A 20510-nucleotide genomic window follows, 5' to 3' on the forward strand; every position below is an offset into this window, starting at 1 on the left:
TTCACCACTATGATGACCATAAAGGGATATGTTAAATGAAACGTGTTGTAATCACGGGTATGGGAATTAACTCATGCATTGGTAATACTTTAGAAGATGTCGCACACTCTTTACAAAATGGTATTTCTGGGACACGTTTTAACCCAACGTATGCTGAACTTAATTTTAAAAGTCATGTCAGTGCTGCTGCTGAACAAAATTTTGACAATATTGACCGTCGTACCAAACGCTTTATGGGCGTATGTGCGATGTATGCCTATAATGCAGCAGTGGCAGCAGTAGAACATGCAGGTTTAACCGCTGAACAGCTGGCTGGAAATCCGCGTTATGGTATTGCAGGAGGTTCTGGCGGTAACTCTACCGCATCTGTCGCAGAGATGATCGAGTTATTAGAAGAAAAAGGGGCTCGTAAAGTTGGTCCATTTTTTGTACCACGTAATATGTCGAATACCATTACTGCAAACGTGGGTGTAGCCTTTAAACTCCAAGGTATTTCACACACCATTACTAGCGCATGTGCAACCTCTGCAGATGCGATCGGTTATGCATACAATCAAATTCAACTTGGTAAACAAGATTTAATGCTTGCAGGTGGTGGTGAAGAAGATCATTGGTCACAAAGCTTACTTTTTGATGCCATGGGTGCATTGTGTTCTAAATACAACGACACACCTGAAACTGCATCTCGTCCATATTCAGCAGACCGTGATGGTTTTGTGATTGCTGGTGGTGGTGGTTTTGTGGTACTCGAATCACTTGAACATGCACAAGCACGCGGTGCTCAAATTTTAGCAGAAGTCGTTGCATATGCCGCTAATGCAGATGGTGCTGATATGGTTGCACCAAGTGGTGAAGGCGCAACACGCTGTATTTTGATGGCGCTAGACGAAGCAAAACAACATGGTGTAGAAAAAATTGACTATGTCAATACTCATGGCACATCGACACCAGCAGGTGATGTGACTGAACTTAAAGCGATGGAACGTGCATTTGGTGAAGGCCATGTACCACCTGTAAGCTCAACCAAATCAATGACTGGTCATAGTTTAGGTGCAGCAGGCGTTCAAGAGGCGATCTACTCCATTTTAATGATGCAAAATGAATTCATTGCACCAAATATTAATGTAACAACGCTTGATGACGGTGCAAAAGCATTTGATATCGTACTTGAAAAACGCGATGCAAAATTGAATACTGTGATGAGTAACAGTTTTGGTTTTGGTGGCGTGAATGCATGTCTTATTTTTAAAAAATGGGATGCATAATATCGCCCTAGATAGGGTGATTTAATGGATGCTCCTTCAGATGCTTTTTTATGGGTAAAAGCATTTCATATTATTTCCGTGGTATGTTGGTTCGCTGCATTGTTCTACTTGCCACGGTTATTTGTCTATCATGCCATGAGTGAGGATGAAGTAAGTCATCAACGCTTTGAAGTGATGGAGCGCAAACTGTATCGTGGCATTATGTGGCCTGCGATGCTTGCAACACTGATTACAGCACATTTTTTGGTCGACTGGGGTGATCCAATTTATCATTACCATCAGGCGATTTGGTTTTATTTAAAAGTTGCTTTAGTGGGGTTGCTGGTCATATATCATTTCTTTTGCGGCTACTACCGTAAAAAACTGATTGGTAATGCACATTATAAGTCGCATGTGTTTTGGCGCTATTTTAATGAAATGCCAACGCTTATTTTATTGGCTGTGGTGATTTTAGTGGTGGTTCAGCCCAAATTTTAATGCCTACATTGTTATCAAATACAAATTTGCCAACCAGCAAGCTGGTTGGCATTTTAATTCTCTAGCTGATACTCATCTCAGTCAAAACGACTATGCCGCATGCTGATAACGTGCTAAAGATAATCCTTCAGTCGAAATTTCAGGACTGTGTTTTAGTACCAAATCTGCAATTAATTTGCCAGAACCACACGCCATCGTCCATCCTAATGTGCCATGCCCAGTATTTAAAAATAAATTTTTATATGATGTCGCACCAATAATCGGTGTACTGTCTGGTGTCATTGGGCGTAAACCTGTCCAGAAACTCGCCTGTTGTAAATCTCCTCCTGGAAATAAATCAGCTGTCACCATTTCCAATGTATTTCTGCGATGTTCATTCAGCCCCAGATTAAAACCACTTAACTCTGCCATTCCGCCCACACGAATACGCTGGTCAAAACGGGTTAAGGCAATCTTGTAAGTTTCATCCAGCACCGTCGATTGTGGTGCTTGATCAGGATCAACAATCGGTACGGTGAGTGAATATCCTTTCACAGGATAAACTGGCAAATCTAAAGCAAGTGGCTTTAAAAAATCACGTGAATAACTACCAAAGGCCAAAATATAATGATCAGCCGTTAAAAGCTGCCCATTCACTATAACACCCTGAATTTCATCCCCTTTGACCAACAATTTCTCTACTTGCTGTTCAAATTTAAAATCTACACCTAAGGTTTGAGCATACTGTGCCAATGCATTGGTAAATAAATAACAATCTCCTGTTTCATCATTAGGTAAATGTAATCCACCCACCAATTTATCTTGTGCAGCAGCCAATGCTGGTTCAACTTGTGCCAAACCCTTTTGATCCAGTAATTCAAAAGCAATACCAGTATCTTGCAATACTTTAATATCACGCTGTACGGCATCTAATTGTGCTGTATGACGAAAAACCTGTAAGGTTCCTTTTGCACGATTTTCATATGCAATTCCAGTACTATTGCGCAGTTCTCTTAAACAATCACGACTATATTCAGCAACCCTTAACATACGTTCTTTGTTGATAGCATAATGCTGTGCATTACAATTTTTCAGCATTTGCGCCATCCATTGTAATTGCCACAAACTACCATCAATATTCATTGCTAAAGGCGCATGATGTTGAAACATCCATTTCACTGCTTTAAATGGAATACCTGGTGCTGCCCATGGTGTTGAATAACCAGGAGAAATTTGCCCAGCATTGGCAAAACTGGTTTCCTTTGCAGGCCCTGCTTGTCGGTCTAGTACCGTTACTTTGACGCCTTGCTGAGCCAAATAATAAGCACTTGTCACGCCTATCACACCACTCCCTAATACCATGACATGCATTGTGACCCCCAGTCAGTTTATATAGTTTATTTCACTAGTATATGAATACTTAAATAGTGATATTCACTATTTTTAAGGTTATTATTAAGGTAAAACAATATTTATTCTGCTTTAACAAGGAAAAATAAGAGAAAACCGTATGCGTAAATTAGATCGAATTGATCAAATGATTTTAACGATATTGCAACATCATGGCCGTATTTCCATCAGCGAGTTAGCGGCCAAAGTTAATTTATCGACCACACCATGCTCCGAACGAGTGAAACGCCTCGAACGCGATGGCGTAATTATGGGCTATTACGCACGTATCAATCCCAAACTGGTTGAGAAAAATTTATTGGTTTTTCTCGAAATTAAGCTGTCTGCTAAATCGGGTGATGTTTTTGAGCAAATCGCCAAAAACTTAGCGGAGATCCCAGAAGTTTTGGAATGCCATTTAATTTCTGGAGAATTTGACTATCTGGTTAAAGCTAGACTCAAAGAAATGAGTGCTTATCGCCGTTTACTGGGTGACCTACTAAAAAAGCTTCCCTCCTCGGCATCTTCACATAGCTATATTGTGATGGAGGAAATTAAAGAAAGTTTATATTTAGAACTCAATTAAATTATCCATCAGTTTAATCAGGATATGAGTTTGACCTTTATTATTCCTGATTAAAATCATTCCTGATCAAAAAATAGTGCTTAAATCAAAATAACCATTTAAACCCATCAGTAAAAAAATGATCTGATTTTTAATCAGATCATAAGCTGCATTATTGATAAGTTAAACTAAATGTGACATCGGCATTGGCCGTACCTGCGCTAACATGATCTGCTGTCGAGATATATTGTCCATAAAAAGTAAATAAAGGATACTTCATATTATTCGATATTTTATAAAGTTTTGAATTTGTATTCGGTGGAATGATTTTTTTATCCTCATCTAAAATTGCAATTCCGACATTGGTGGCAGTACTGCTGCCATTCAAAGCAAATAAATTAGGATTGGCTGTATTGGCCAATCCAGCAAATAAGAAGGTAACACTGCTTATCCCAGATTCTGCCCCATTACAATTTTCTAGATTCAAATTAAACTGAATAGGCATACTCGCAGTACCAACCGCTGAAAACTGTTTTGCGGCCCAATGCCCTAAAGCAACATATTTTTCTCCAGCATTGATCGCTAAAGCAACATATTTTTCTTCAGCATTGATCGCTACTGAACATGTATTGATCTTAACATTGCCATTTAAATTAATACGTACACTTGCTGCATAGGCAGAAGAGATATAACACCCTATAAAACATAAACAAAGTATTCGATTGATTAACATAGTTGTATACTGTTATTGATAGGAAAATGTAATACCAGCAATTGCATTGGCAGTGCCGGCAGAAATCGTGCCTGTTCGAATATATTTAAACTGTAAAGGCACATTTACGATCTGATTATTTGAAGATGTACGTTTAATACTGAATTGATTTAAGTTTCCTGCACTGGTACTATCTGGCCCTAAACTTAATGCTGTACTTGAGCCATTGTAAAACACTTGCACACCTAAGCCACGAGCAGTAGAACTGGGGGTTAAACCCATAATACTGGATTGATTTGCGCTATTACTTTGATCAGAAGCCGTGGCTTTTACATCGACATTGGCATCACACGACAATGCAATGCTATATGCAGCATTCCCCGCAGTACTTCCCACGCTAGGAAAATTATTCGCGCTAAAATCACCTAAATTTAATGTGGCATTTGATGGTGTTGTAATCGTACATCCACTTGCCTGAACAGTAATTATTTCACTCTGTGTCTTAATCCAAGCCTGATCAGCAACACTACCATTCTGACGATAACAGACAATTTTTGCCAAATTTTGTGCTGGAATAGTGCTTGTACCAGATATTAAATGTGTTTTTGTTTTAACGAAGGTTAATTTAACAGATCCTCCAATATCTATCTGATGATTATTATCTGTGCCTGCGGATGGATACCATTGGTTTTCAGTATTATTTAAAGCAGTATAATAATATGCATGCGTGTCTTTAATCGACATGATCCAACCAACTCCTGGTATATGCGTTTCAAAAACAGGATATACTATGCCATCAATATTGACTCTCAATGACGTAGGAGAAGAAATTGGAACAATAACAGCGCGTGCTATATCCATAGCCGGAGAATGACACACTTGTTGATTAGCTGTTGCAATCCATGTACGTCCAATGGGCTGCCCAACACCCATTGCATCTGCTGGACCTATATAATTTAATGGCCCTGCATATACAATTGTCATATCTGTACCTGCTAAGCTAAATTGAGTTAAAAAAGTAAGCACCACAATTTGTAAGAGTTTCTTAAAATTAAGCAGAAATTTTATTTTTATATAAATTGGATACATTAGTTGCACTCCACTTGAAGATGGCTAATTGATCGTGTTTGGCTATCTGGAGGCAACTGATAGTCAAATTGACATTGTTCATTGGCCTGCTCTCCCCAACTCGCATGTAACGTGCCATTTAATGCTAAACCAGCTAAATACACTTGACCTAAATCCCCCACAATTGCACTTTGTCCGTTCCCACCCACGATGCTTACTTTGGCACCAAATGGTACAGGCTTGCCATCTGCTTTGAGTAGGGTTAATAAAGCACGAACCCCAATACGCACACTATAATTTGCCAATACAACAGCACCCTGCGTAGGGACCACATTCTTTACGGTTTCATCAATCTCAATATGATTTTCTAATGAGGTGGTTTGAATGGCGACTCGATTACGTCGATACGCTGAAGCATAAGGCACAATGGCATAACCACGTCGATCAGTACGAATTCCTGTGGTATTTTCAATTGCAGCATGTTTGGCCTCAGGCGCTTTAACCAGCACATTGGTACTCCCTAAAGATTGACCCAAGGTCACACCGTTTCGATGCAGCAATAAGCCACCGCTCAATCCATAATTGAGCCTTCTTTCAGCTGGAGAATAGTAATATCCTACATCCAATCGACCATATCGAGTCTGCCAGTTTATACCGACATTACTACTATGATTTTGCTGATGTTGATTAAAACTACGTGATATATTGTAGCTAAGATTATTATTTTTTAATAAGGTCCCAGTGAGTGCAAGCTGTTGATTGACATTACCTTGACGATCAGATGTCACTGCATAGCTTGCATAAGCGGTATTACCTATTTCAGTATAAGGTGCAGCAGGGTTCTTTTTCTTAAACAACTTGTCAAGCGGTAAAGAAATACCAAAACTAAAGCCATGATCATTTTCTAGCCATGGACTTTTTGAAAATGAATATCCAGCATTATAGCTGGCTATTTTTCCAGACCAGCTTAAGCCCAACTGTATCGATTCCGTAGTTTTATCGGTATTCCAATAAGATTGTCGATTACCTGATAAATACACTGAGCCCAGCCTACCGATCTGTTGACTGAGTGTGGCTTGGATTCTGCCTTTTTTAGTATGGTTTAAATCATAGCCAGTTAAAAATGAACTACTGGATAAATTATTCGAACTTTGATCATTCAAAGCACTATTCATTTTCGTATATGTGCTTTCATCAAAAGTATAAAATCCTTTTGTTGAATAACGATAACCCAATAATTGTACATTGGTGCCTAAATTATTGAGTGACTTGGCATAAAGAAAACGTAGCGATTGCCCTCGATGATGACGATCATCTGCAAGTGTACTTTCGGCATGGGTAACATCTGCAGAAACAGCCCCCCACTGGCCTAAATTCATCCCACCACCCAGCAAAAGTGATTGATAATCTTTGGCAAGCTGGGTCCCACCATATAGGGTTAAACCCAAATCACTTTTAAGACCCAAACTTGCTGTTGCCTGGATAAATTTGGGTTGATTTTTATTGATATGACCACTACGAAACTCAGCTGCAGTCAAGCTATATTTGAATTGTCCCTCACGTTGTAAGATCGGAATGGCAGAATATGGCACCACAAATTGATTGACCTTACCATCTGCTTCTTCTATAGAAACTTGAATATCACCACTGCTGGCAGTTTGATAAAGATCATTAATCACAAATGGACCAGGTGCTACATTGGCTTGATAAATAATATAACCATTCTGGCGTAGGATAACTGTGGCATGACTATTAGCAATACCATGAATAGTGGGTGCAAATCCTCGTTGACTTTCTGGTAACATCTCCTCATTAGATTTTAGTTGAATACCTCGGATACCAATACTGTCAAAAACTTCGCCAGATGTATAACTATCTCCTAAAGTTAGAGTACTCTTTAATGTATTTAAGCCTCTTTGCGCATACGTACTAATATTATTCCAATCAGCTACATTGGTATCGCCATTCTGATTGGAAACAAAGCTGGATTCATTACGAATACGCCATGCTCCGATATTGAAGCCACTATTTAAGCGTGCATAATAGTTATTGGATTTGAGGCTGTTATTATTCAGATAATTTTCGCTATGACTTCCCGTAAAATTATAATCCAGTAAAAATGCTGAAATACCCTCATCCCATTGTTCTTGGGGTACATAGCCACGTGCTGTATGTATTAACGCAGCTTGAGGAATACTAAAATATAATCGTTGCTGTTCAAAATCAAAACGTACACTGGCTTCTGGAATTATTTTAGGTAAATTTAAACACTCAGAGGAATATACTTCATTTAAAATGGGAATTACTTTGCTATTTAAATTAAACGCCTCTAATTTTTCTTTGGTTAAACATGGCTCTAATCCAGTATCATCTGCATTAGCATTGACTTCACTGTCATTTTTTACTTTTTGTGAAAAGGCCATAGATTGTGTGGTTAAATATTCATTATTTAAATAAATATCGACCTTATAAATTCCTTCTGGCTGAGCATTACCCTGTGCAAACTGGCTAAGATTCGCAACGCTAGCAATATCTGATGAAATAAATGCAGGATTGAAAGTTTCCTCTGCATAAACAGATGTGTATTTAAAAAATATTGCGCATCCTATCGTAAATGCTAGATAATTTTCATATTTTTTTTGATCATAGCATCGAGTCATATTATTAATTCTCAATTTTATTGAATAATCACAGTTGCTAAAGGTGTTCTTGCACCATAATCATTAATAGTCTGGTAACTAATATGCTCTGCCATATAAGGAACAGCCAATAACACTTGGTCTTTTGGTGGAACCATAATCGAAGAAAGTTCTTTTTCTCGTATTTTTAAATTAACTAAGGTTATAAAATAGGGTGAATTATTTTCAACGATTACATGATGATCATCTTGTTTTTTAAATATGAGCTGCTGAGCTGCATCATCATAAGAAACGGCTAAGTTCGCTGGTCGGACAAACAGTTTAATACGGGAAAGAATTGCGATTTGCAATACATTGATATCCTGTATTTTACTGTAATCGATACTCGGTATAGACTTACTATTCAACCAATACAGTGTTTCTCTATCTTGAGGTAAATCTTGACCAACATAGGTAATACGTAATGTATTTTCACTGTTAGGTTTAATGACAAATAATGGTGGTGTAACCACAAAATCTGATGATTTCTTTCCATCACCACTCTCAACCCATGATTGAATCAAAAATTTATTTTCTGTATCGCTATTGGTGATCTGTAATGCAGTTTCACGTGCATCCATGGCATAAATTATCCGTGTTGCACCTAATGCAACACCACCTGCATTTACTGTGCTTACTATAGCGATAAAAATCAGTAAAAAAATATAAATTAAATTTTTATAATTTTTTTTCATTATTCAATAAATCCTTAAGTGAATAATTTAATATAAAATTTTCACCAATAAAAATTAAATAAAAGAGACCTATAATCACTAAATTCACTATCTCTTATATAAACAATTAGTCAAATTAAAATTAAATTTCTTATATTAAAGTTAAATAAAAATTTGATATCTGCAAAATATTTTATAAATATAAAAAACCAGCTTATAGATAATAATTTTTATTCAAAAAATTAAAATTTTATATTTTATTTTAATCACAATCAGATTAACAACTTATTCTCCCTCTTATCAGAGGTATAAATTAAATCAACACTTATAGATATTTTTCGAATAGCGCTTAAGTAAATATAAAATATTATTTTTATAATATAACTAGATCTCATCTTAGAGTTACAATGCCCTAAAATTAAATATTTTAATATCTATGTCTTAATTTTCTTAAAATTTATCCTAAAAATTCAATCTAGCTATATAATCATTACTTCATATAAAAATAATTAATACACTACATATTTAATCAAAAACATGCAGTGTATCAATAAAATCAGCGCTAGAATCTACTGATAATTAATAGTAAATGTAGCATTTCCATCTGCTTTACCTGCTGTGACAGATGCTGCTGTAGACTTATAATTGGCAGTAAATAATAACGTATTTACCCCTTTAGTTAAGGTATGTGGTGTCGAATAGGTTGTACCATCTGGAGGTAATACCTTGAAATTTCTATCTTTAATTTCAATACCAACACCCTTTGCTACAGTTGTATTACTTCCACTGGAAGAAACAACTAAAAGCGTTGAATCGGTCAAATCTTGTTGTCCGTTAAATGCAACTGAAGCAGATGATGATACGGCTGGATCACACTCATTTAAAACAATATTAAATGGAATTGGTGTTGTTGTAACACCCGCAGCAGTAAAAGTGGCTGTACGATATTGTCCCAATTTAACCGTTTGATTTTCAGAATTTACAGAAACTGCACAAGCTGCATCAATAATGTCACCCGTAAAGTGAATTGTACCACCGTTAACAACAACACTTGCTGCATTTACAGCTGTACAACCAAATACTGTCATCATTAAAATAACCAGAGAGATATTTTGTTTTTTCATTTTAAACTACCTAAAGTTTTATATTATTTAATCTAAATTCTGCTTAAGAAAATATAAACTTTTATTTTCATAATGATCCATTTTTAAGTAAAACAGCATCAATATTTTTATTTTATAACACTAAAAATTAATGACGATTTTTCTCTTACTTTATAGATTTAAAGAAAAAATCTTATGCAAAATTCAGATCGTTTATTTAATAATAATTAATATCAATAGATACCTATTATATTAATAAAATAATAACCAATTTAATTTTTTATTATTAAAAACAAATCATACTTAATAAATTAATAATAGTCTAGATAAATTTAAAAAATATTACGTAGTACAATGATATTTTTTTCAAAAAAAAATTTAACAATGTTTATTCAATCACATTATTAAATATAAAAATAAAAAATTATTTTCTCTATTAAGTTACACTCACACTACCAATTCATTATTCAACACTTTTATTAGAATTTTTATAACGTGATTAAAAAATCATATCCAATATAAAACCCAAAATAAATAATAATATTTATTTTAAATACAACAAAAATATCCAATATAAATAAAAGTGAGATCAAATTAACCTAAATCATAAATATTTTTTTATTTAAGATGCTAAGTGATCAAATAACAATAATTTTTAAGTTTCGTTCAATCTATTTTGTTAAAGGATTTACTGTATATAACTGAGTCTTAAGTAACAGCTCGTAGCATTTGACGATATCAATTGCATGCTTTTGATGTGCCTTTGCTGTGGTTAGTAATATCGTATGCTTAAAAGTTTATCTGTTATTGTAAAGTAGTTGGAACTCAAATCATTTACATAATTCCAGACAAAATTAATCTTGGATGCCTATGGATTTAGCATCTGATAATATTGGTCTTTGAGATGAAGCTTAAAGTCTTTCATCGTTCAATATAAATTAAAAATGTGTATAGTCTTGATATACAACACTATGCGTCATGCTTTGTGGTATGGCCTTAAGCCATTCATTGATCTTCTTCACTAAAGAGAATATTTTACGCTCACGATGATGAATATCCGTACATCAACAGTATTATAAATATTGCAATAAATCGGCAAATGTTGCGATTCGAACTTTAGCCTGTGCCTGATCCAGTTCTATAGCATTGCCGTAACCATATTCAACGGCAATCACTTGCAACCCATTTTCACGTGCACCAATCACATCATATTGACGATCACCAACCATCAGTGACTCTGCTGGTTTTAAATTTTCTTGCTGCAAAATATAGGCAATTAGCTCACTTTTATTGGTCCGTTCACCAGATAACTCACTGCCATAAATCCCATTAAAATATGCTGTTAAAGCAAAATGTTGCAAAATTTGCTTGGCATAAATCGTCGGCTTTGCAGTCGCTAAAAAAATGTGATACGACTTATTTTTTAATGCGTGTAGCGTTGTAATCACATCAGGATAAAGTTGATTTTCAAATAAACCCGTGACAGAAAAACGCTCCCGATAAGCGAGTAATGCCTGCTCAGCCAAATCATCATGTAATTCAACATTTAAAATTTTAGCTAGAGATGCCTTTAAAGGAGGACCAATAATCCAATCTAAATCTGTATCTGCTGTAATAGGATGACCCACCTTCTGTAAAGCATAACGCACTGAAGCTGTAATCCCCACATAAGGATCAGTTAAAGTACCATCTAAATCTAGTAATATATTTTTAATCACAAAGCGACTCTTTTTAATGCCAAAATAAATAAAAAAAAGACTATCGAGACTTTCGTCATTTTTTCCTATACTAAGCCTATTTTAAATTAAAAGGATACGCTTGTGCGCCCTACAGTCATTTGTTTTTCAGGATTAGATCCTTCTGGTGGTGCGGGTCTTCAAGCCGATATAGAAGCGATTGGACAAAGTGGTGCTCATGCAGCCATCGCATGTACTGCACTCACTATTCAAAACTCACAGCAAGTATTTGGTTTTGAAGCAACATCAAGAGAACTTTTGTTAGCACAAGCCAATGCCGTGGTCACTGATTTACCGATTAAATGTGTAAAATCAGGCATGTTAGGTACCACAGATAATATTGCAGCTTTGGCAGAGTTTTTACGCCAACATCCTGATTATCTTTATGTATTAGATCCTGTTTTAGTGGCAAATAGTGGCGGCTCATTGGGAAATCAAGCAACATTGGTCAAAGCCTTTGCTGAACTGATTCCACTTGCTACGGTAATTACCCCAAATACCGTAGAATTACGTGCACTGAGCGGTGAACAAGACCTACAAAAAGCCACTGAAAAATTATTTAAAATGGGCGCTAAAGCCGTTTTAGTAAAAGGTGGACATGAAGACACACCTGATTATATTCGCAATATGCTATTTGAACATAATCAGCTTATTGCAGACACCACCTGTCCACGACTACCAGGAGAATATCATGGCTCAGGATGTTCTTTGGCCAGTTTTATTGCTGGACGTTTAGCACTAGGTGATCCATTAAAAGTTGCTGTACAACATGCAGAGGTTTGGTTATTTGGGGTATTACAACGTGCAGAATCGCCTGTAGTAGATGGACAAAAAATTCCTAAGCGTTTTTAAATATATTAAAAATTCAGTAAGATTAAAGAAGATCCGCGTATGTTTAATAATTAAACATACGCGGATCTTATCACGAATGTCATATACTCGTTACGTTGTTAGCTCACCTTTACGATACCAATAAAAAACGAACAGAACTTATGATTTGATAAAGCAATATTTCCTGTTCTTGATGCGTAGAAAACCAAACTTGTTGAGATATGTTCATTAAACTATTGTTTATAAAAAATTAGATCTGATTAGCTTGCTGTTCCAGTGCTAATAAACATTGTTTATTATCCAATCCTCCTGCAAACCCCACCAGCCGACCATCCACGCCAACAACTCTATGACATGGTGCAATAATCGAAATTGGATTTCGACTATTGGCTGCACCGACTGCCCGAACTGCTTTAACATTACCGATTTGTTCCGCAATTGCTTTATAACTTCGTGTTTCACCAAAAGGAATCATCAACAATGCTTGCCAAACTTTTTTTTGAAATTCTGTACCATGAAATTCTAGAGGTAAATCAAATACCTGACGTTGAGCATTAAAATATTCATTTAATTGTTGCTGTGTTTTAAGCAAAATAGGATGGGATGTATCAAGTTGTAAGTTATGTAATGGCACACGTTTAGGCTGCTCATTTTGCCACAGTACAGCCAGTAATGCTTGTTCATGGGCAACCAACTTCAATCGTCCAACTGGAGAGTCCATCTCCAAATAGGCATATGTCATCAAACCCTCCAGAATTTTTTCTCTATTGCATTTATGCAGCCAATTTCATTAAAACCAAACCTGAAATAATTAATACTGCTGCCAACATTCGCATCGCACTTGCTGGTTCACCCAGTACAAAGATCCCGACCAAAAATGATCCAATTGCACCAATACCCGTCCACACCGTATATGCTGTACCTAGAGGTAGCGATTTCATGGCATAGGCCAATAATGCAAAACTCAGCAACATAAAAATAATGGTAATTATACTTGGGCCAAGCTTACTAAAGCCTTCCGACAGCTTCATGCTATAGGCCCAAACAATTTCAAATATACCTGCAAAAATCAAAACGATCCAAGCCATTAAATTCTTTCTCCTTGATCAGGTCGTCCTGACTAATGTTCTGAATACATGGCTCAAAGTAGCTGTAGCAATGCGACATACAAAACAAGATTTGTTTTGTTCAGGGTGGTCGTCCACCATTAAAATAATCATTAAAGTATAATATATGTCATACAACTGACCAAACCCATACCTCAAAGTGAATAGGTATGGATCATGATTTAGCGCAAAAATGACATCTCTTTATCATCAATTATGATGTTTTAATCTTCTTCGTCTTCATCATAAACATAGGCCATACATCCCCAGCCATCATATTCAGCATCATATTGATCAGCAATATCAGTTAACCATTGTTCGACAGCAACGATATCTGCATAAATAGGTTCCATATAGAGATAAATGGTAATAAACCAAATATCACTCTCATCATCTTGACTCAAGGTTATTTTTTGATCTTGATGCAATAAATGTAATGCACAGCGCTCTGCAGATTGCTGATGCTGAACGGCCAATGAATACTCAATTTCATGCGCTTCACTCAGATCATCACCATCTTGATACATCTGCCAAAGTACATCACCATTGTCATCGTGTGGAAATTGCTGGTCATCACGTATCATTATCTTTCCTTATTGTATTATTTATTTGGCTCCTGCTAGATTAACGTAAAATCAATTTGATTGAAAGCCAGCTAAAAAGGCACATGCGCATGAATATTAACTTCAATCGCTTGCAAAGGATGCGTAAAAATTAAATCACTAGCATGCAAAGCCATTCGATTTAAATGTCCATGTTTTGGCTCAGGATGATAAATCTGATCGCCGAGAATCGGATGACCAATATGCAGCATATGAACGCGCAATTGATGTGAACGCCCCGTAATCGGCGTCAATCTCACTCGAGTAAAATTACGTTGTACATCATAATCTAATGCTTGATATAGGGTCTTGGCAGTTTTACCTATGTTGTAATCCACCATTTGGCGTGGCCTATTTTCCCAATCTGCAATGAGCGGAACATCGACCTCCCCTGTATCCTGTAACTGACCTTGAATTAAAGCAATATAGTTTTTCTGTACACCGCGTGCTTGAAACATTTTGCTAACTGCAACTTCCGCATCACGATGCTTAGCAAACATCAATAAACCAGAGGTTGCCATATCTAGACGATGTGTCACTTTAGCCAATGGAAAATCCTGTAAAATACGCAGATAGGCACTGTCCTGATGTTCCGGTAATCGCCCTGGAACAGATAATAATCCTGCTGGTTTTTCAATAACAACCAAATCATCATCTTCATAAACAATCGACAATCGACCTTGTGGCGGCATATAAATAAAATCAGGATCTAAAGGCATACAGACACAATTTTAATAAAAATGGCAAAATATCAAGCTGCTGAATGACTGTCAAACAGAATTAAAACGAGAATTGAGAATCATTAGGGAAATAAAGAATAGCGGTGAAACAAGATAATTGTTTTTAATTGTTATTGAATCGTAATAAGGGGGGATATAGGGAAAAACATTGTATCTGTTTACTTCAACAACCATAACTTGGTAAGTGATGATTTTTTGCCTATAAATTTCTGATTTATAGCGTCCTAAGCCGAATCGAGACCTTTTGGGTAAGTATTGTGCTCGCGTTTTGCGCCGCTGACAACATGCTACTCTTTTCGATTCCCGTCACACCCTTGAGATTTATAATAACTAGATAGGACTGAAATTAATTTCCTAAGAAATGCTTTTTTTTAAAAAAAATTGAAATATTTTTCATAAAAAGTACTTTAGATCATATTTTTTTTTCAATTCAATTTAAATAAGCTTTTTTTTTGCATGATTACAATGTTTTTTGAAATTTATTTAATACAATCTCATCAAACGATCTTAGATAAAAAATCGACTAAAGTATCCATGGTATTGCATAACCTGATACTTTAGTCCGTTCATTTATCTAAATTTTAACGTTCTTGATCTAAATATTCTGGCACTTTTGGTAATGCCCAACTGCAGAAAAAGCAGATAATCAACATGATAATCACGTAGATAAAAAAGAGATTCTCAATCCCAGCACCTTTAAACTGTAAAGCAACAGCTGGTGCAGAACCACCAAATATCGCATTACCAATGGCATAGGAAAAACCAACACCAAGTGCACGTACATAAGGAGGAAACATCTCAGCTTTAACTAGCCCACTAATTGAAGTATAAAAACTCAGTAGCAACATGAGAAAAATCAATAATAGTGTGACAATCAACGGTGAGTAGCTAAAATACGGCATCGCAATGACCATTACTGGATAAATAAATACAGCAACCGATGTACTAAAAATCAACATCGCAGCACGGCGACCAATCCGGTCTGAAATCATGCCAAAGAAAGGCTGTGACAACATAAAGACCAACAAAGCAACTGTCATCATTAAGCCAACGGTTTTGCCCTCTATCCCCAGATTGGTCATATATGTTTTTGAATATACTGTAATAACATAGAAACTGAGTGATCCTGCCGAAGTATATCCCACCACCAATAAAAAAGTTTTCCAGTGATGTTTAAACAGCTCTCTTAAACTACCTGCAACCTCTTTATCTTCCTCTGATTTATTTAATGTTTCTTCTAAGCGACTGCGTGCCAATAAAGAAATGATCGCGGCAATTCCACCAATGACAAATGGAATACGCCAGCCACCATCCATAAGTTGCTGCTCGCTCATTAATATTAAAAGCACCACACCCAATAAGCTGGCTAACAACTGGCCGCCAGATAGCGTGACATATTGAAAAGACGCATAAAAGCCACGTCTACCTTTTAGAGCAATCTCACTCATATATGTCGCAACTGCACCATACTCCCCGCCTACAGATAAACCTTGTAATAGACGTACCATTAATAACAGAAAAGGAGCTACCATTCCTACTTGCTCATAGGTTGGCAACAGTGCAAACAATATTGAGCTTAAGCCCATTAAACTAATTGAGATGACCATCGATTTTTTACGACCATGTTTATCGGCAATTCGGCCAAATAACCAACTCCCAATTGGACGCATAAAAAAGCTGGCAGCAAAAACTCCCCATACATATACAGCTTGGGTTGATGAACTCATACTCGGTGCAGTTAACGCATGCTGAAAATACATGGCAAATACAGCATAAATATAAAAATCAAACCATTCGACCAAGTTTCCGGAGGATGCACCTATAATTCCTCGAATACGTTTACGTTTTTCTTCTTGACTATAAATCGCTTCGCTCATTATTTATTCCCTATCTTCTCTATCGAAAAACTTATCTCCATACAGTGTCATCAATTTCAACACTGATTTGCATGTTAAGTTTAATCAATCAAAAAACCATTGAACGTTACATTTACAAACTAATATTTAATCAAATAAATACATATTTATTGATCAACCTTAGCTGAGATGAACTTAATATTGTTTAAAATTTATTAACAATAACCATGCCAAAACACAGATACAATATCAAACCACTACTTATTTTGAATTTAAATTAAATACAATTTCTTGATTTATTTATTATTATATTTTAAATATTTAAATTTAATCGAAATATACTTTAAAACTCATTAATTTTTCTAAAAATTAAAATATTAGGTATTTTGATCATGATTTAAAAAAAATTCTTTTTTTGTATTTGACGACTTATTTTTATAGCCATGATTAAAGTCATATAATAATAAACAAAATATACCATCAGAATATTTAACATATCTATATAAAAAGCCCTATTGGATAATAGGGCTTTATTTATTCTAAAACAGGATCTGCTGTTTATAATCGTGTGGCTTAGACTTAAGCAACCTTATCATTATATTGGGTGCAAAAGCATTTGGTACACGGGGGTAAACGATCTGTACCAATTTCTAAGAAGATACGATGTCCGCATTGCACACAAAAATAGAAGCCTGTTCCAGGTTTTTCACCAGCACTCACCATCTTTGTTCTCCATATGATTAGAAATGGTCCATTGAGTATAATCCAATTGTGATGAAGATCAATTAGCCATTTAGTCTAATAATATATAGATCAATCTGTGGCAATTTTGCACCATCATCAAGTCATCAATAGCGCTTGATGATGATATTGCAATGATGCTCTTAGCTCACTAAGCAACTTGACCTTCTAAAAAGTCTTGTGCAAAACGCTGTAATACACCACCTGCTTCATATACATGAACTTCTTCTTCGGTATCTAAACGGCAGGTTACAGGAACTTCTATCACTTGACTTTGTCCATGCTCTGTTGCACGTTCAATCACTAAAGTTAAATCAGAGCGTGGAGCAATATTTCCAATTACACTGTATAACTCAGTACCATCTAATTTTAGAGTTTTACGATCTGTGCCTGGTTTAAACTCTAATGGTAAAACCCCCATTCCAACTAAATTAGTACGATGAATACGTTCAAAACCTTCGGCAACAATCACTTCAACACCTGCAAGACGAACACCTTTAGCAGCCCAATCACGGCTTGAACCTTGACCATAATCCTTACCAGCAATCACAATTAACGGCTGCTTACGGTTCATATAGGTTTCAATCGCTTCCCACATGCGCATCACTTCACCTTCAGGCTCTACACGTGCTTTAGAACCTTGTTTAATTGTACCATCTGAACGGACAACCATTTCATTGTACAATTTTGGATTGGCTAAGGTTGCACGCTGTGCAGTTAAATGATCCCCACGATGAGTTGCATAAGAGTTAAAATCTTCTTCTGGTAACCCCATTTTTGCTAAATATTCACCCGCAGCACTGTCTAATACAATTGCATTTGAAGGCGATAAATGGTCAGTGGTAATATTATCACCTAAAATTGCCAATGGGCGCATTTTAGACAATGTACGAGGTGCAGCTAAAGCGCCCTCCCAATACGGTGGACGACGAATATAAGTGCTTTGCGGACGCCAATCATATAAAGGACTTGCTGATTTTTCAGTTACACCCAAATCAAACATTGGAATATAAACTTGGCGAAATTGTTCAGGTTTAACTGATGTTTTTACTAAAGCATCAATCTCTTCATCTGAAGGCCAAATGTCTTTTAAATAAACAGGTTGACCCTGTGAATCAGTACCTAAAGCATCTTTTTCAATATCAAAACGAATCGTTCCTGCAATTGCATAAGCAACTACCAATGGTGGCGATGCTAAAAATGCCTGCTTGGCATAAGGATGAATTCGACCATCAAAATTACGATTTCCAGAAAGTACCGCTGTCGCATATAAATCACGATCAATAATTTCCTGCTGAATGACTGGATCTAGCGCACCAGACATACCATTACAGGTGGTACATGCATACGCCACAATACCAAAACCTAACTGTTCCAGATCATGTAAAACACCAGCTTCCTCTAAATATAAAGCTGCTGCTTTAGAGCCCGGTGCAAATGATGATTTTACCCACGGTTTACGCGTTAAGCCCAACTGTCTTGCTTTACGCGCCAATAAACCGGCTGCCACGGTATTACGAGGATTAGAGGTATTGGTACACGATGTAATTGCAGCAATAATGACTGCACCATCTGGCATTAAACCATCATCTCGCTGTTCTACCACACCAGCAATACCTTTTTCTTTAAGGTCTGCGGTAGATACACGTGCATGAGGATTCGATGGTCCAGCAATATTACGTGTTACCGTAGATAAATCAAAACGCAATACCCGTGGATATTGTGCTTGCTGCATTTGCGATGCCCAAAGACCAGTTTCTTTGGCATAAGTTTCTACCAATGCAACTTGTGCAGCATCACGTCCAGTTAAGGTTAAATAATCAATGGTATTTTGATCGATATAAAACATCGCGGCTGTGGCACCATATTCAGGTGTCATATTGGAAATCGTCGCACGATCACCAACTGACATACTGTCAGCTCCTTCACCAAAGAATTCTAAATAAGCGCCAACGACACGTTCTTTACGTAAAAATTCCGTTAATGCCAAGACAATATCCGTTGCAGTAATACCTGCTTGACGCTGACCAACCAATTCAACCCCAATGATATCGGGTAAACGCATCCATGATGCACGACCTAACATGACATTTTCAGCTTCAAGGCCACCAACCCCAATTGAAATTACACCAAGTGCATCGGTATGTGGTGTATGTGAATCTGTTCCTACGCAGGTATCTGGAAATGCAACGCCATCACGTGATTGAATGACAGGTGACATTTTTTCCAAATTAATTTGATGCATAATGCCATTACCGGCTGGAATCACATCTACATTTTCAAATGCTGTTTTCGTCCACTCAATAAAATGGAAACGATCTTCATTACGTCGATCTTCAACCGCACGGTTTTTAGCAAAAGCTTCTGGATCAAAACCACCATATTCAACAGCCAAAGAGTGATCAACAATCAATTGTGTCGGAACAACTGGATTTACTTTAGCTGGATCGCCTCCTTGATCAGCAATGGCATCTCTTAATCCTGCTAAATCAACCAAAGCCGTTTGTCCCAAGATATCATGACAGACAACACGCGCAGGATACCAAGGAAAATCATGATCTTGCTTACGATAAATTAACTCTTTTAATGATTGTTGCAAAATAGATGGATCACAACGACGTACCAACTGTTCTGCCAATACTTTTGATGTATAAGGAAGTTTGTCATAGGCGCCTGGCTGAATATCCTCAATCGCTTGGCGCACATTGTAATATTCTAACTGGGTATTGTTCAGTGGTTGACGATAGTTGTTATTCATAGCTTACCTGCCTGTATTTCACGCGGTGTATTAACTTGTTTTGTTCATAAAGCTGTATGACTTTTATCGCATACTACACTGTCAAAACATCATTTCCCAAATTTGTTATTTTTCAAATAGTTATATAGAAATATACAATTATCATCATAAAATCATCATTATCATCAAATAATTCATGCTCCAAACCCTAGTTTTTTTTCAAAAATAGCGGAAAATAGACCTTATTCTTT

18 protein-coding genes are annotated in these 20510 nt (G+C 36.4%); 4 read left to right on the forward strand and 14 right to left on the reverse strand.

Annotated features, from left to right (window positions below; genetic code table 11):
* Positions 1-35: 35 nt before the first annotated feature.
* Both QSG86_RS01305 and hemJ read left to right on the forward strand, forming a co-directional pair.
* Positions 36-1265 carry a beta-ketoacyl synthase N-terminal-like domain-containing protein gene (locus QSG86_RS01305; protein WP_317032514.1) on the forward strand — a complete coding sequence of 410 codons (1230 nt, stop codon included), beginning with the start codon at positions 36-38 and terminating at the stop codon, positions 1263-1265.
* 24 nt (positions 1266-1289) lie between these two features.
* Positions 1290-1742, forward strand: coding sequence for a protoporphyrinogen oxidase HemJ (hemJ, locus tag QSG86_RS01310; RefSeq protein ID WP_317032515.1), 453 nt, complete (start codon positions 1290-1292; stop codon positions 1740-1742).
* A gap of 90 nt (positions 1743-1832) precedes the next feature.
* Here hemJ and QSG86_RS01315 read toward each other — a convergent pair whose 3' ends face one another.
* Positions 1833-3092: a D-amino acid dehydrogenase gene (locus QSG86_RS01315; protein WP_317032516.1), complete on the reverse strand. Its 1260-nt coding sequence runs from the start codon at positions 3090-3092 to the stop codon at positions 1833-1835.
* Positions 3093-3231: 139 nt separating this feature from the next.
* Between QSG86_RS01315 and QSG86_RS01320 the strand changes: the two genes are divergently transcribed.
* On the forward strand, positions 3232-3696 hold the full coding sequence (locus tag QSG86_RS01320; protein ID WP_317032517.1) for an Lrp/AsnC ligand binding domain-containing protein: 465 nt from the start codon (positions 3232-3234) through the stop codon (positions 3694-3696).
* A 151-nt stretch (positions 3697-3847) separates the two neighbouring features.
* Here the strand turns inward: QSG86_RS01320 and QSG86_RS01325 are convergent, their stop codons facing one another.
* The 6 genes from QSG86_RS01325 to QSG86_RS01350 all read right to left on the reverse strand — a co-directional run bounded on the left by QSG86_RS01325 (position 3848) and on the right by QSG86_RS01350 (position 11628).
* Entirely contained in the window at positions 3848-4408 is a 561-nt protein-coding gene (locus QSG86_RS01325; RefSeq protein ID WP_317032518.1) for a fimbrial protein, read from the reverse strand.
* A gap of 12 nt (positions 4409-4420) precedes the next feature.
* Entirely contained in the window at positions 4421-5371 is a 951-nt protein-coding gene (locus QSG86_RS01330; RefSeq protein WP_317032519.1) for a fimbrial protein, read from the reverse strand.
* A gap of 104 nt (positions 5372-5475) precedes the next feature.
* A complete protein-coding gene (locus tag QSG86_RS01335; protein WP_317032520.1) occupies positions 5476-8115 on the reverse strand; it encodes a fimbria/pilus outer membrane usher protein in 2640 nt (879 codons plus the stop codon).
* A 17-nt stretch (positions 8116-8132) separates the two neighbouring features.
* Positions 8133-8828, reverse strand: a complete 696-nt coding sequence (locus QSG86_RS01340) for a fimbria/pilus periplasmic chaperone (protein WP_317032521.1) — start codon at positions 8826-8828, stop codon at positions 8133-8135.
* A 548-nt stretch (positions 8829-9376) separates the two neighbouring features.
* Positions 9377-9931, reverse strand: a complete 555-nt coding sequence (gene fimA / locus QSG86_RS01345) for a type 1 fimbrial major subunit FimA (RefSeq protein WP_317032522.1) — start codon at positions 9929-9931, stop codon at positions 9377-9379.
* Positions 9932-10983: 1052 nt separating this feature from the next.
* Positions 10984-11628 carry an HAD hydrolase-like protein gene (locus QSG86_RS01350; RefSeq protein ID WP_317032523.1) on the reverse strand — a complete coding sequence of 215 codons (645 nt, stop codon included), beginning with the start codon at positions 11626-11628 and terminating at the stop codon, positions 10984-10986.
* A 102-nt stretch (positions 11629-11730) separates the two neighbouring features.
* Between QSG86_RS01350 and QSG86_RS01355 the strand changes: the two genes are divergently transcribed.
* Positions 11731-12498, forward strand: a complete 768-nt coding sequence (locus QSG86_RS01355; protein WP_317032524.1) for a hydroxymethylpyrimidine/phosphomethylpyrimidine kinase — start codon at positions 11731-11733, stop codon at positions 12496-12498.
* A 229-nt stretch (positions 12499-12727) separates the two neighbouring features.
* On the opposite strand, the gene QSG86_RS01360 is transcribed toward QSG86_RS01355, so the two are convergent.
* The 7 genes from QSG86_RS01360 to acnD all read right to left on the reverse strand — a co-directional run bounded on the left by QSG86_RS01360 (position 12728) and on the right by acnD (position 20280).
* Complete coding sequence (locus tag QSG86_RS01360; protein ID WP_317032525.1) at positions 12728-13219, reverse strand: methylated-DNA--[protein]-cysteine S-methyltransferase; 492 nt, start codon at positions 13217-13219, stop codon at positions 12728-12730.
* Between the two features lie 31 nt (positions 13220-13250).
* Positions 13251-13565, reverse strand: a complete 315-nt coding sequence (locus QSG86_RS01365) for a multidrug efflux SMR transporter (RefSeq protein WP_317032526.1) — start codon at positions 13563-13565, stop codon at positions 13251-13253.
* Positions 13566-13807: 242 nt separating this feature from the next.
* Positions 13808-14167: a ribonuclease E inhibitor RraB gene (locus QSG86_RS01370; protein ID WP_317032527.1), complete on the reverse strand. Its 360-nt coding sequence runs from the start codon at positions 14165-14167 to the stop codon at positions 13808-13810.
* Between the two features lie 71 nt (positions 14168-14238).
* On the reverse strand, positions 14239-14904 hold the full coding sequence (locus QSG86_RS01375) for a pseudouridine synthase (RefSeq protein WP_317032528.1): 666 nt from the start codon (positions 14902-14904) through the stop codon (positions 14239-14241).
* 602 nt (positions 14905-15506) lie between these two features.
* Positions 15507-16802: an MFS transporter gene (locus QSG86_RS01380; RefSeq protein ID WP_317032529.1), complete on the reverse strand. Its 1296-nt coding sequence runs from the start codon at positions 16800-16802 to the stop codon at positions 15507-15509.
* 558 nt (positions 16803-17360) lie between these two features.
* Positions 17361-17504 carry a zinc ribbon-containing protein gene (locus tag QSG86_RS01385; RefSeq protein ID WP_317032530.1) on the reverse strand — a complete coding sequence of 48 codons (144 nt, stop codon included), beginning with the start codon at positions 17502-17504 and terminating at the stop codon, positions 17361-17363.
* A 169-nt stretch (positions 17505-17673) separates the two neighbouring features.
* Positions 17674-20280 (reverse strand): Fe/S-dependent 2-methylisocitrate dehydratase AcnD, encoded by a 2607-nt coding sequence (gene acnD / locus QSG86_RS01390; protein WP_317032531.1) that lies wholly within the window; start codon positions 20278-20280, stop codon positions 17674-17676.
* Positions 20281-20510 lie beyond the last annotated feature (230 nt).

The sequence above is a fragment of the Acinetobacter sp. SAAs474 genome (genome assembly GCF_032823475.1).
Taxonomy (GTDB): Bacteria; Pseudomonadota; Gammaproteobacteria; order Pseudomonadales; family Moraxellaceae; genus Acinetobacter.